This window comes from Streptomyces sp. NPDC054863 (genome assembly GCF_053610825.1).
The window spans coordinates 1-12,478 of the sequence record NZ_JBSGZD010000235.1; the positions used below are offsets into that span (position 1 = coordinate 1).

8 protein-coding genes and 1 pseudogene are annotated in these 12,478 nt (G+C 74.1%); 5 read left to right on the forward strand and 4 right to left on the reverse strand.

What is annotated here, in order from left to right:
* Nucleotides 1-59 precede the first annotated feature (59 nt).
* The 3 genes from ACWGIG_RS29635 to ACWGIG_RS29645 all read right to left on the reverse strand — a co-directional run bounded on the left by ACWGIG_RS29635 (nucleotide 60) and on the right by ACWGIG_RS29645 (nucleotide 3,752).
* Nucleotides 60-2,222, reverse strand: a complete 2,163-nt coding sequence (locus ACWGIG_RS29635; protein ID WP_453324759.1) for an ATP-binding protein — start codon at nucleotides 2,220-2,222, stop codon at nucleotides 60-62.
* On the reverse strand, nucleotides 2,219-2,896 hold the full coding sequence (locus ACWGIG_RS29640) for a DUF4255 domain-containing protein (protein WP_453324760.1): 678 nt from the start codon (nucleotides 2,894-2,896) through the stop codon (nucleotides 2,219-2,221). Before ACWGIG_RS29640 ends, ACWGIG_RS29635 begins: the two co-directional genes overlap by 4 nt.
* A 205-nt stretch (nucleotides 2,897-3,101) precedes the next feature.
* Complete coding sequence (locus ACWGIG_RS29645; protein ID WP_453324761.1) at nucleotides 3,102-3,752, reverse strand: helix-turn-helix transcriptional regulator; 651 nt, start codon at nucleotides 3,750-3,752, stop codon at nucleotides 3,102-3,104.
* Nucleotides 3,753-4,033: 281 nt separating this feature from the next.
* Here ACWGIG_RS29645 and ACWGIG_RS29650 point away from each other — a divergent pair, with 281 nt between their 5' ends.
* The 3 genes from ACWGIG_RS29650 to ACWGIG_RS29660 all read left to right on the forward strand — a co-directional run bounded on the left by ACWGIG_RS29650 (nucleotide 4,034) and on the right by ACWGIG_RS29660 (nucleotide 9,308).
* Entirely contained in the window at nucleotides 4,034-6,811 is a 2,778-nt protein-coding gene (locus ACWGIG_RS29650) for an AAA family ATPase (RefSeq protein ID WP_453324762.1), read from the forward strand.
* 468 nt (nucleotides 6,812-7,279) lie between these two features.
* On the forward strand, nucleotides 7,280-8,389 hold the full coding sequence (locus tag ACWGIG_RS29655; RefSeq protein ID WP_453324763.1) for a M23 family metallopeptidase: 1,110 nt from the start codon (nucleotides 7,280-7,282) through the stop codon (nucleotides 8,387-8,389).
* 82 nt (nucleotides 8,390-8,471) lie between these two features.
* Nucleotides 8,472-9,308 carry an enoyl-CoA hydratase/isomerase family protein gene (locus ACWGIG_RS29660; RefSeq protein ID WP_453324764.1) on the forward strand — a complete coding sequence of 279 codons (837 nt, stop codon included), beginning with the start codon at nucleotides 8,472-8,474 and terminating at the stop codon, nucleotides 9,306-9,308.
* 20 nt (nucleotides 9,309-9,328) lie between these two features.
* On the opposite strand, the gene ACWGIG_RS29665 is transcribed toward ACWGIG_RS29660, so the two are convergent.
* Nucleotides 9,329-10,336, reverse strand: coding sequence for an SDR family oxidoreductase (locus tag ACWGIG_RS29665; protein WP_453324765.1), 1,008 nt, complete (start codon nucleotides 10,334-10,336; stop codon nucleotides 9,329-9,331).
* A gap of 272 nt (nucleotides 10,337-10,608) precedes the next feature.
* Between ACWGIG_RS29665 and ACWGIG_RS29670 the strand changes: the two genes are divergently transcribed.
* Together ACWGIG_RS29670 and ACWGIG_RS29675 are read left to right on the forward strand one after the other, a co-directional pair.
* Entirely contained in the window at nucleotides 10,609-11,664 is a 1,056-nt protein-coding gene (locus tag ACWGIG_RS29670) for a hypothetical protein (RefSeq protein WP_453324766.1), read from the forward strand.
* A 564-nt stretch (nucleotides 11,665-12,228) separates the two neighbouring features.
* A pseudogene (locus ACWGIG_RS29675) lies at nucleotides 12,229-12,478 on the forward strand (UDP-N-acetylmuramoyl-L-alanyl-D-glutamate--2,6-diaminopimelate ligase); the annotation flags it as partial.

Consider the following 12,478-nt stretch of genomic DNA (forward strand, 5'->3'; position numbering starts at 1 on the left):
CCCCAGGAGGCCGCGCCCACCACCTTTTCCGGCATCTTTTCCGGTCCGGGAAGCCGTGCTCACCGGCCGACGTCCTCCATCACGAGCCGACCCGCCTTGCGGTACTCCCGGCGTGCGCCGTTCAGCAGGTCCGGCGTGGTGACGGGGCCGCCGCGCGCAGCCGCCGCGTAGGCGGCGGTCACCACCGCGCTGCGGATGGAACCGCCGGCCAGCTCGAAGTCCCGGGCGCAGCCTGCCGCGTCGAGGTCGTCCGCGCACGGCACGTGGGCCAGGCTGTGCCGCCACAGTGCGAGCCGCTGGTCCTCCCGGGGGAAGGGGAAGTCCACCACCACGTCGAGGCGCCGGGTGAACGCGTCGTCGATGTTGGCCCGCAGGTTGGTGGTGAGCACCGCGATGCCGTTGAAGGCCTCCAGGCGCTGCAGCAGGTAGGCGCTTTCGAGGTTGGCGTACCTGTCGTGGGAGCTCTTGACCTCGGAGCGCTTCCCGAACACGGCGTCGGCCTCGTCGAAGAGCAGCACCGCATCGGTGCGGTCGGCCTCCGAGAAGATCCGCTCCAGGTTCTTCTCCGTCTCCCCGACGTACTTGTCGACCACCGAGGACAGCTGTACGACGTACAGGTCGAGGCCCAGGTCCGCGGCGAGCACCTCGGCGGCGAGGGTCTTGCCGGTGCCCGACTCCCCGGCGAAGAGGGCGAGTACGCCCCGCCCCCGCCCGCCTCCCGCACTGAGCCGCCAGTCGCCGAGCACGCGCTCGCGGTGCCGGGAGCGGACGGCCAGTTCGCGCAGGTGCTCCAGCGAGGCGGCGGGCAGGACCAGGTCGTCCCAGCCGACGTCCGGCACGATCCGCCGGGCGTGCCGCTCCAGTCCTGAGGCGCTCTGGTGCCGGGCGGCCTGTCGTACGTGCGCGGCGGTGAGTCCCGTCCCCTCGAAGGCGGCCAGTTCCAGGGCGGAGCGGGCCGCCCTGCGGACGCGGTCACCGCGCATGCGGTACGGGGCGACGGTCTGGGCCAGGTCGAAGCCGGGGCCCGCGTCCGGGGCGAGCCCGAGCGCGTCCGCCCACTGGCCCACGGCATCGCCACGCGGGCTCGGCGCGTCCAGGATCACCGGGTCGGTGTCACCGCACCACTTCGGGTCGTACGCCCCGGGCCCGGCGAGGACGACCGGCACGTCCGCCGCCGCCAGTTCCCGGACGAGCCCGGCGGGCTCCTCGGGCAACGGGGACACCACGATCGCGCAGTCGCGCAGCCGGGCCTCCAGCAACAGTTCCCGCACCGGCGGCCGGTGCGGGGCCGCACCGTCCGCGCGCGCCCCTGCGCCGGACGGATCGTCCGCGGCCCCGGGCCCGCGGGGGGCCGGGGCGGTGCTGAAGTGCAGCGCGGGACGGCCGGCCGCGGCCAGTGCCGCGCTCGCGCAGACCAGCGCGTCGCCCTCGTGGCGCTCGCGCAGGTAGACCATGGGCGGCCTGGGCCTGGCCAGGAGCGCGGCGAGTCCGGCCGTCAGGGGGGCGTCGTCCGCCGGGTGCGGGGCGGGCGGCGGAGGCAGGGGGCGGAGGTGCTCGACCAGTGCGGGGTCCGGGGTGTCGTTCCCCAGCAGGTGGGCGACCAGCCGGTCGGGGACGCGCAGGACGCGGCCGAGGAAGGGCGCGTCCCGGTCCTCGACGCGCAGCAGGCCCAGCCTCGGGAGCGGTGCGGCCGGGTGGAAGCGGTGCCGGGCGGCGGCGTCGCCCGGGGACAGACCGCAGAGGTCGAGCACCAGGCCGACGGTCGCGCGACGTCGGCCGACGTCGTCGTTGAGGTAGCCGTAGAGCGTCTCGAAACCGCGGTCGAGGTCGGGCGCGAGCGTGACCAGGAGGATCGCGGTGTCCACCTCGGTCAGTCCGGTACGGGCCACGAGCGCGGCGAGCCGGTCGGCGGGCGCCGTCGGCTCCATGCCCTTGAGGGCACCGCCGACGGTCGCGGGGGCATGGCCGCCGGTGTGCGCCGCATACTCGTCGGGCGCCGCACGCTCGTCGGGGGCTCCCCGCCCGTCGGGTGCTGCCCGCAGGAGGCCTCGTACCGTCTCGTCGGACACGTACAGGCCGCGCAGTGGGTCGTCGGCCGTGGGGTCCCCGGCGGAGCGGGCTTCGACCACGGCGGCGATGCGTTCGCGCAGGCCGGCGAGCCGGGTGAGCAGCGGCGACGAGGCGGCACGGCGGGCGGGCGTCCGCACGGCGGGCGGTGTCATCGCTCCTCCGGGTACGAGCCGTTGGCGGCCCGGTGGGCCTCGCGGGCCGCCGCGATCTGGTGCGGCCGGTGGGAACGTTCCCCCGCAGGCGGCGGATCGCCGTTCATGCCGCTGAGCCGCACCGTCGCCCCCTCCGTGACCGGGGGACCCGCGTCGTACTCCGGGAACGCGGGGAAGGGCACGGTGGCCACCAGGTCGAGGGAGGGTTTGAGCTCGCCGCCGAGGGCCGACCAGATCTCGGCGAAGGACCTGGCCTCGGTCTGGGCGCTCGCCACGGTGAGCGGCATCGCGAGCCCCAACTCCCGCAGCGAGGGTGGTAGTTCGTCGGCGGGCAGGAGTTCGTACGGCAGCAGTGTCGCCAACACGGCGGACAGCAGCCGGTGTTCGTCCTGCGGTGCCTTCGTCCAGGCGCTCACCAGGTACGACATCCTGAACCAGCGGGGCGGTTGCCGACGGCGCACAACCACCTCTCGGGTGTCGCGCACGGGCATCTGGCCGCGCTGACGGCGGCTCAGTTCCTCCCGGATGTCGTACAGGTAGACATTGATCGCCGGGCCGGTCCGACGTGCCGCCCAGTCCCGGTTGGGGGCCTCGAAGGAGACGTCGATCCCCGAACCGGCCAGCGCTCCGCCACCGAGGAGCCTCTTGAGGACCTCGTCCACTTCGTGGATCACCGTCGTGCTCTCTTCTCTTCACCGCCCGCGCGTTCACCGCCCGTGCGTTCTCTGCCTGCGCGTTCACTGCCCGTGCGTCAAGTGCGGTGCCTTCGGGGCAACTTGGGGCTCCGCCCAGGGGGGCCGCTCAAGCCGTCACCGGGCCTGATAAATTGCCAATTCATTCAGAAATTGGCTCTCACGAAAGGCATTGCCGTCTTTTCGGTCAGATGTAGCCCTGCCGCAAGGCGTACGCCACCGCGTGCGCACGGTTGCGCAGGTGCAGCCGAGTGGTGAGGCCGTGCATGACGTTCTTGACGGTGCGCTCGGAGTAGGACAACTTGCCCGCTATTTCCCCCGTGTCGAACCCGTCGGCGACCAGGCGCAGGACATCGGCCTCGCGGGGTGCGAGCCCCAGCACCGGGCCGCTGGTGCCGGTGGTCCCCCGGTGCAGCGTGCCCACCTGGCTGATGAGCCGGCCGAGCAGATCGGCGGGCAGGTCGCCGTCGCCCCGCGCGGCGACGCGCAGCGCCTGCACGAGCCGGTGACCGGTGGCTTCGCGGCGCCAGACGACGGCGCTCACGCCGCCCTCGATGACGTCCAGCAGGTCGCTCTCCCGGATCGCCCCCACCACGAGGACGGCACGCGCGCCCTCGCTGCGCACCACCCGGCGCAGGCGTGCGAAGGCGTCGTCGTCGAGGACGTCCTCGATCAGCAGCGCCACCGTGCCGGGCCCCGGCTCCTCCCTCAATTCGATTTCCGGCTGTCGGCGCAACTGGCTCACGGCGCCCTCACGGGTGAGGGGGTCGGGTGCCGTCACCGTTACGGAGATCCGCTCCCGCACCTCGCGTGCGGGCGTCCCGGACGTCTCTATCAACCGGTTTCCCCAGGTCAGCAGTTCACCCTCCGGCGCGAGCCGGGGGGTGTGTCGGTCGGCTCCATCCTCTTGAGGCGGGTGGGGCGCGCGCAATCGTGGAGAACCACGAGGCGCACCACGAGACGGAATCGGACCGGTGGCCTTCCCACCACGGACCTCACCACGGAGCGGCCCTTCCCGCCAGCGTCCGCGCGGGCCGACCTGGGTGCCCCGGAGGACCCGGGACGCTGCCCGGCGGCCCCCGACCGCGCCGTGCCAGCCATCAACCTACGGAGAAGGCCATGACCGGACCGCTGCGCGAGCGCGCGGACGCGCTGGCGATGATCGCCGCCGAGACCGGGCGGGCCAGGACCGGCCGCGGCCGTCTCGTCCTGCTGCGCGGGGCCACCGGCACCGGCCGGACGGCCCTGCTGGAGGCGGCGACGCACCTGGCGGCCGACGACGGCATGCGGGTACTGCGGGCCCGCTGCTCCCCCGGCGGGACCCGCGGGCCCCTCACGACGGTCCGGAAGCTGCTGACGGACGCCTCCGGAAGTGCCCGTACGGTCCCCCGCGCGGTGGGCCCGCTCCCGGGCGCGCCCGCGCACGCCGCCGACGCCGAGCGGTTCTGGGAGGACCTGTGCGGGTACGCGGCGGCCGGGCCCGTACTGCTGGCCGTGGACGACGTGCACCTCGCCGACGACGCCTCGCGCCTCTGGTTCGCCGAAACGGCCCGCCGCATCGACGATTTACCGGTCCTCGTCGTGGCCACCGAGCGCAGCCAGTACGACGTCGAACAGCGGCCCGCAGGGCTCGCCCACGCCCTGCCGCCCGACCTGGTGCGCGCCCACACCCTCGCCCCGCTCGGCCAGGACGCGGCCGGTGCGCTGGTGCGCGACGCCCGCCCGGACGCCACCGACGAGTGGGTCGCCTCCGTCGTACGGGCGGGCGCGCGCAACCCCCTCCTGCTGCGTGCCCTGCTGGAGGACCTGGCGGGCGCGCCCCCGTACGCCGTGCCCGAGTCGTGCGCCGCGCTCTACCCCGGCGCCTATGCGGCAGCCGTCTCCTGGTGGCTGGAGAGCGCGGGGGCCGACACGACCCGCCTGGCCAGGACGCTCGCCGCGCTGGAGCAGCCACCGGCCCGGGAGGGCGGCGCGGCGGGCCCCGGCGTGGGTCCCGACGTGCTGGCCGGAGCCGCCCGGGCCGAGCCGCCCCGGACGGCCGGGTGGCTCGCCGCGATGACCGGCCTCGGCCTGCTGGTGGGCGGCCCCGGCGCGGCCCGGTACCCCCATCCCCTGCTGCGTGACGCGGTCCTCGCCGACTGGCCCGCGGCCCGGCGGCAGGAGGCGCACCGGGTGGCGGCGGAGACGATGCTGCAGCGGGGCGAGCGCGCCGAGCCGGTGGCCCGGCAGTTGCTCCACGCCGACGCAGTCGGGGACCCGTGGGCGCCCACGGTTCTCGGCGACGCCGCGACGGCGGCCCTGGGCGAGTCCAGGGTCGACGACGCCGTCGGCTTCCTGCGCCGGGCCCTGCGGGAGCCGCTCCCCGACGGGCACAGGCAGCGCCTGCTGACCGAACTGGGCTCCCTTGAGTACGCATCCGCCGTCGCGGCCGACGGCGTCCCGCACCTCTCGGAGGCGCTCGGCCTGCCGGTCACCCCGCACGAGCGGGCGCACACCGCCATCGCGCTCGGCACGGCCCTCTTCGGACGCGGGGAGACCGGGGCGGGGGCGGAGGTGCTGCAGAGCGTCACGGGGCAGTTGACCGGCCATCCGGAACCGGCCCGCGCGGCCCGCGCGGCGTACATCCTCCTCTCCGACCAGAACCTGGCGATGCGCCGGGAGGCGTACGAGTGGCTGGCCGACGCGGCGGAGCACAGCCCCGACGCGGTGGGCCCCGCAGGCCGTGCGCTGCTGCTGCGCCATGCGGCCACGGCGGGCGCCTGTTCGGCGCGCCAGGCCACCCGGCGGATCAGGGCACTGCTCGCCGAGCCCGCCGATCCCCTGTCCGAACCGTTCCTGCTCGGTACGGTCGCGGCGGTCGCCCAGTGGACGGACGAGCTGGACGAGGCGGACCGCCTCGTGGACCGCGGTCTCGTGGGACAGCGCCCGTCCCTGCTGCACCCCACGCACCACTCGCTGCACAACACCCGCATCGACATCGCGGCGGCCCGCGGCTCGTACGACCGGCTGCTCGCCGTCTCCCGGGCGCGGCCGGCCGCGCTGCGCCGGCGGGGTCCCGCCAACATCGACGCCCATGCCCTCGTCGCTCTCGTGGAGACCGGCCGGGCGGCGGAGGCGGAGCGCTTCGCCGAGGGCTTCGACCTGCACGAGGCCGCCGACTCCTGGGAGTTGAACCGGTTCCTGTACGCGCGCGGACTGTTCCGGGCCTCGCGGGGCGACGTCACCGGCGCGCTGCACGACTTCCTGGAGTGCGGGCGGCGGCAGGCGACCCGCGCCGTGATCAGTCCCGTGGTCACTCCGTGGCGGACGGCGGCGGCCGAGTGCCAACTCCGCCTGGGGCAGCGCCATCACGCCGTCGCCCTGGCCGAGGAGGAGCTGCGGCTGGCCGGTGTGTGGCGCACCCCGCGCACGATGGGGCGGGCGCTGCGGGTCCTGGGCCTGGCGGTCGGCGGCGTGCGGGGGCGGGAGCTGCTCGGCGAGGCGGTGGAGGTGCTGCGCGGTTCACCGGCCGCCGCGGAACTGGGGGAGGCGCTGCTCGCACGGGGACGCGAGCTGATCGCCGCCGACGAGCCGGCACAGGGCCGTGAACTGCTGCGGGAGGCCGCCGCGCGGGCCGGGCGGCTGGGGGCCGTACGGCTGCGGGACCGTGCGGAGCGGGCGCTCGGCGCCTCGGGGTTCCACCCCGCCACGCGCACCGGCGCCCTCACGGCGGGCGAGGACCGGATCGCGCGACTGGCCGCCGACGGCCGCACGAACGCGGAGATGGCCGAGGTGCTCGACGTGGCGCTGCGCACCGTCGAGACCCACTTGACGCACACGTACCGGAAGTTGGGGATACGGCGCAGGACGGAACTGGGGAGGGCGCTGGACGCCCTGGACTCCCAGACCCGGGAGTGACCACGCGGCAGCGGACGTACGTACACCCCAAGGGGCCGCGCAGCCCACCAGACCACCCCGCGCCGCAGCCTCACGGGCCAAAGCCGCACAGACCACCAGGCCCACCCCGCCGCACAGGCCAAAGCCGCACAGGCCCAGGCCCCCCGCCGCACAGGCCAAGGCCACCAGGCCACCCCGCCGCACAGGCCAAAGCCGCACAGCCCCAGGCCGCCAGGCCATGCAGGCCACACAAGCCGCCACGCCATACAGGCCATGCAAGCCCTACGCAGAGGCCCCTACGGGCACCCCCGGCCCGCCTCCCGGACGGGGTGGGCTGCCCGCCAGGACCCGTGCCCCTGCCTCCCTGCCTCCTGACGGCGGGAGACAGGGCCAGTAGCGTCCGGTGGGCCGGCACGCACCGCCGCGCCGGAGCCGCCCTGGCCCGCCCCCCCACTCCGCCTCTTCTTCTCCCCAGGAAGCATCCGACCGGTGAACCAGCCCTCCCCCGACCACCACGAGGCGAGGACCGCCCCCCGGCGGCGGCGTGGCCCGGGGCCCTTCACCCTGCTGGCCCTGCCGGGGCTGGCCGCCCTGATCGGTTCCGCGATCTTCCTGACCGCGGCGGGGCAACTGCCCGGCACCGATTCAGGGAGCGGGGACGGAGAGGTCTCGACGAAGGACACGGCGAAGGGCACGGCCGCGGACCGCGTGGACGAGTCCTACGTACCCTGGCTGAAGGAGGCGGCGAAGAAGTGCGCCGTGGTCAAGTCCTCGGTGCTGGCCGCGCAGATCGACGCGCACTCCGGCTGGAGCACGGACACCGCCGCACTGTCCGAAGCAACCGGAATCGCCGGGTTCACCGCCGCGCAATGGCGCGAGTGGGGCAAGGACGAGGACGGCAACGGCCGTTCGTCCCCCCTGGACGCGGCGGACGCCATCATGGCTCTCGGCCGGCGGGACTGCGCGCTCGCCGGGGAGATGGCCGAGCTCAGAACCCGGGGAACGGTCACCGGTGAGCTCCTCGATCTGACTCTCGCCGCGTACACGGCGGGGCGCGGCGCCGTGGAGAGCGCCGGCCGCGTCCCCGCGAAGGCCCGCCCCTACCTCGCACGGATCGACCAACTCTCCAAGCAGTACGTGGAGTTCGACGCGCCACCACCGCTGCCCGGCACGGACACCGCCCCTCCGTCGAACGTCCTGCGGTGGCCGGCGCGTACGACCGTGATCAGTTCGCCGTACGGTACGCGCGAACACCCGCTGACCGGCGTGACGAAGCTGCACACGGGGGTGGACTTCGCCGCGGGCAGGGGCACGCCCGCGACCGCCGCGTGGCAGGGGACGGTCGTCTTCGCGGGCCCGACCAAGGCGTACGGCAACCGGGTCGTGATCGACCACGGCTCCGTCGAGGGCAAGCGGCTGCAGACCACGTACAGCCACCTGTCCATCCTGCGGGTCTCGAAGGGTGCGGCAGTGACCGTCGGCACGGTCGTCGGGGACGTCGGCTCCACCGGCCTGTCCACCGGCCCCCACCTCCACTTCGAGGTGGTGCTCGACGGCTATTACACCGATCCCGTGCCGTGGCTGGGCGGAAAGCACTGAGGCGCGTTCGCTCCGCAGCCAGTCAACACCCCATCCACTGCGCTAGTCTGACGGGCCATCAGCAGCGTGGGAGGGGTGACGGATGATCGACACCATCGGTACGCAGATCCCCGAGGGCCAGGAGCGGCTGCGCCTGGACGTCGGGGAGGAAGGGCTCGCCACCCTCACCCTCTGCCGTCCCGACAAGCTCAACGCCTGGAGTTGGGAGTCCACCCGCCAGCTGGGCCTGCTGTCCGACCGGATCAGATTCGACGACCGCGTCCGGGTGGTACTGCTCCGGGCCGAGGGGCGGGCCTTCTGCGCGGGAATCGACGTCACCGCGCCGGGCGGTGCGATCACGGGACGCTCGGCGGCGCAGCGCACCCGCAACTACCACGAAGGCATCCGGTGGGCGCACGAGAGGTTCGGGGCCTTCGCACGTCTCCCGCAGCCCGTGGTGGCCGCCGTGCAGGGCTACTGCCTGGGCTTCGGCTTCGAGTTGGCGCTGATGGCCGACATCCGGATCGCCGCGGACGACGCCGTGCTCGCACTGCCCGAGGCCCGGCTGGGCGTCGCCGTCGACGCGGGCGGGGAGCTGCGCATCGCCCGCGACGCGGGGGCGGGCTGGGCCAAACTGCTCGCGCTGACCGGCCGCCGCATCGACGCGGCCACCGCCGAGCGGCTCGGCCTGCTGCAAGAGGTCGTCGCCCCGGCCGAGTTGGCGGAGGCGGCCCGCGCGACCGCCGCCGAGATCGCGGCCAACGCGCCTCTGGCGGTGCAGTCCGTGAAACGCTCCATCGACGCCTACGCGGACGCGGCCATGGCCTCCGCCCTGGACCGCACCGCCCTCGCCGCGGCCCTCACCCTGACCTCCGAGGACGCGAAGGAGGGGTACGCGGCGGGGGCGGAGCGGCGTACCCCTCGGTTCGAAGGAACCTGACCCGCGCTCCGCGGCAGGGCCTACCGACAGCCGTCGGGCCGGAACGGGCCGCGTCCCAGCTGCTCGCGCACGGGGACCACCGGCGGGCTCACCACCCCGCGCCGCTGCCAGTTGGCCCCGTCGACGACGAGGGTGTGCCCGGTGATGTACCGGGCGTAGGGGGAGGCGAGGAACGTCGCCGCCCAGCCCAGCTCACGCGGCAGCCCCACCCGCAGGGCGGGCTGCCGGGCGCCGAGCCCCGGGTGCGGGCCGGCTGACTCCGACCGCGGCACGGCGGACTCCGGATGTGACACGGCGGACTCCGACCGCGGCACGGCAGACTCCTGCTGCGGCACGGCGGACCGCAGGCTCTCCCGGATGTCCGCCGTCATGTCCTCGTGGGGCATCAGCCCCGGGACGAGTCCGTTGACCTGGATCCCGTACGGACCCCACTCCACGGCCAGCGTCTCCACCAGGTTCTTCACCCCCGCCTTGGCCGCCGAACTGTGTGCGAACCCCGGGCCGCCGGTCCACGCGTACGACGCACCGACGCAGACGATCGACCCCGGTGTGCCCGCCGCCAGGTGGCGGCGCCCGAACTCGCGGGTCATGAACCACGTCCCGGTCAGGGTGATGTCGACGACCGCCCGCCAGGCGTTCGGCGACATGTCCTCGGCGGGTACGGGGAAGTTCGCCGCGGCGCTGTTGACCAGTACGTCCGGGGTGCCGTGCCCCGCGAAGACCTCGGCGATCCGCTCCGGGTCCCGGATGTCGCACGTCGCCGTCCGCACCTCGCCGCCCAGGGGCGCCAACTCCGCCCGTGCGCCCGCGAGATGCGCTGCGTCGCGGCTGACCAGCAGCAGGTCCGCGCCCAGCCGGGCGAACTCCGCCGCGATCGCCTTGCCGAGCCCCGTCCCTCCGCCGGTGACGAGCACGGTGCGGCCTTCGTACGTCGCCGGGGGCAGCGCGCTCGCGCCCGGCGGAGGAGGAGCGGGCAACCCCCGCGGCGGGCCGTTCCCGGGATCCGGTTCCTCGGTCGCGTCTGTCATTGCGGCATCCGAGCCCATGCGGCGCGAGAAGGGAAGAGGTGCGGGCCCCGGAGCCCGGCACAAGGACCTTCTTCCTGAATTCCATGCAAAGGGCTGGTAACGAGCCGTGCGGAATTCCTCAAAGCAGCGAGCGGCAGCAAGGAATCCCGTCGGGGACTTTCGACTCCTGCTTCGCTCTAGAGCAAAACCCGGTATGCACCATTCGATGCAGCATGGATCTGTGGAACACCGAGCCGGGGAATTGGTTCCCCGCCGTGCAAGGAGGTCCGTCCATGGTGCGCAAGACATTCACCGCTTCGGCGGTCACCGTCGTCACTGCCGCGGTACTCGCGGTTCCCGCGACCGCGTTCGCCGACGCTGCGTCGCCCTCCCCCGCCGTCACCTCGTCGACGCAGCAGACCGACGAGCAGCAGCAGGCCGACGGCCGACAGCAGCAGCCCGACAAGGCGCAGGTCTCCGCGCAACTGTCGTCGCCCGGCGACCCGGCCGGTTTCCGGGCCGGGGAGAGCGTGACCATCACGGCCACGACCTCGGGCAACGCGTCCGGCGGCGTCACCGCGTCGTCCTCCGCGTTCGGCACGACCCGTCTCGCCCCGACCGACGGATCCGGCTCCACCTGGACCGGCACGGCGACCGTCTCCAAGAACGCCGGCATCGGCACCCTGCCGGTGAAGATCGTGGCGGACTACGGCGACACCGGCGCCCGGACCACCGTCGGTATCCTGGTCAACACGGTCACCACGCCCGACCCCGACCCCACTCCCACCCCCGTCCCGCAGCCGGCCTCCATGAGCCTGTCGACCGACGGCGGGAAGCCCGGGGACCAGGTCCGGGTCACCATCGACAAGGGCGACCTCAAGGGCAGCGCCCGTATCGAGTCCGGCGCATTCGGCGGCAGCGTCAACCTCAGCCCCGAGCAGGGGACTTCGAGCTGGTACGGCACGGCCACCATCTCGGCGAACGCCAAGCCGGGCTACTACCGGGTGGACGGCTTCGTCGGGAACCGGAAGGTCGACTCCGTCAAGTTCGGCATCGCCGACGCCACCACCAACCCCAACCCCAAGCACCAGCACCAGCACCAGCACCAGCACCAGCACCTCAACGTCCACCACGACGTCCGCCACCACGCGGCGCCCGTGAACATCGACGGCCGCAAGGTCCCGAAGGGCGCCGTCAACGCGGGCGCCTCCGACATCGCCCCCGTCTCCGCCTCCGACCCGGGCCTCGACACCGGGCTCGTCGCAGGTGCAGCGGGCCTCTCGGCCGCCGTACTGCTCGGAGGTACGGTCCTGTGGCGCCGCCACCATTCGAGGAACGCACCCCGCTGAAACGGCTGGGCATCCCGGAGGAGGCCGCCGACGCGGGATCCGGAAGCGCCCGGGTTCCGGCGGTCCCGCGCGCGTCGCCGTGGCGGGCGCGCCCGGGTGCCCATGTCGGACATTGCATCCGCCACCCTCGGCCCCGGCCGACCGATCGTCCGCCCGCCGGGCTGCCGGGCTCCGGCAGCCCCTGGGCCCCCTCTTCCTGAGGCGGTTGGCCCCGGCGACGATCTGGCTGTAGCTTCAAGGCGCGGCGTGAACGATCCCATCGTCTCGATCACCTCCTCCCCAGCGGCATCAACAGCGGTTGCTCGACGACGAAGTACTCATCCGAGGTTCGCGACCGCGAACCGTTCCTGCGCCGCCCGTCGATACGGGTCCCACTGCGCGACCTGTCCGCGCCTCTCTGCCGTCCGCCGGGCCTCTTCCCCGGGCCGAGAGCCGCCCCTCCCTGCCCCGCAGGGCGATCCCCGTGTCTGCTCCACGTCACCACAGCAGCTTCCGGCCTCCGCCGGTTGCTGCCGCCCGGCTGCGACCGCAACGACTGGGCCGAGCCACTTCGAAGGGATCATTGTGAAGTTGAGCGAGTTGCTGGCCGGACAGGAACACCACGTACTCCAGGGCGACCCGAGCACGACTTCGATCACCGCGGGCGCGACCTTCGACGTCGACCGGGTCACGCCGGGGTCCGTCTTCGTCGCCGTACCCGGGCACCGGGAGGGCGGGCCCGCCTCCGTGGCCGCGGCGCTCGCCCGCGGAGCCGCCGCCGTCCTCGTCGAAGAGACGGATCCGGCACTTCCGGAGACGCTGTGGCCCGCGAGCA

Excerpts from the sequence above, each read along its gene's own strand:
- ACWGIG_RS29670 (WP_453324766.1), top strand. The coding sequence starts at position 10,609 with ATGGTGCGCAAGACATTCACCGCTTCGGCGGTCACCGTCGTCACTGCC.
- ACWGIG_RS29650 (WP_453324762.1), top strand. The coding sequence starts at position 4,034 with ATGACCGGACCGCTGCGCGAGCGCGCGGACGCGCTGGCGATGATCGCC.
- ACWGIG_RS29635 (WP_453324759.1), bottom strand. The coding sequence starts at position 2,222 with ATGACACCGCCCGCCGTGCGGACGCCCGCCCGCCGTGCCGCCTCGTCG.
- ACWGIG_RS29660 (WP_453324764.1), top strand. The coding sequence starts at position 8,472 with ATGATCGACACCATCGGTACGCAGATCCCCGAGGGCCAGGAGCGGCTG.
- ACWGIG_RS29665 (WP_453324765.1), bottom strand. The coding sequence starts at position 10,336 with ATGACAGACGCGACCGAGGAACCGGATCCCGGGAACGGCCCGCCGCGG.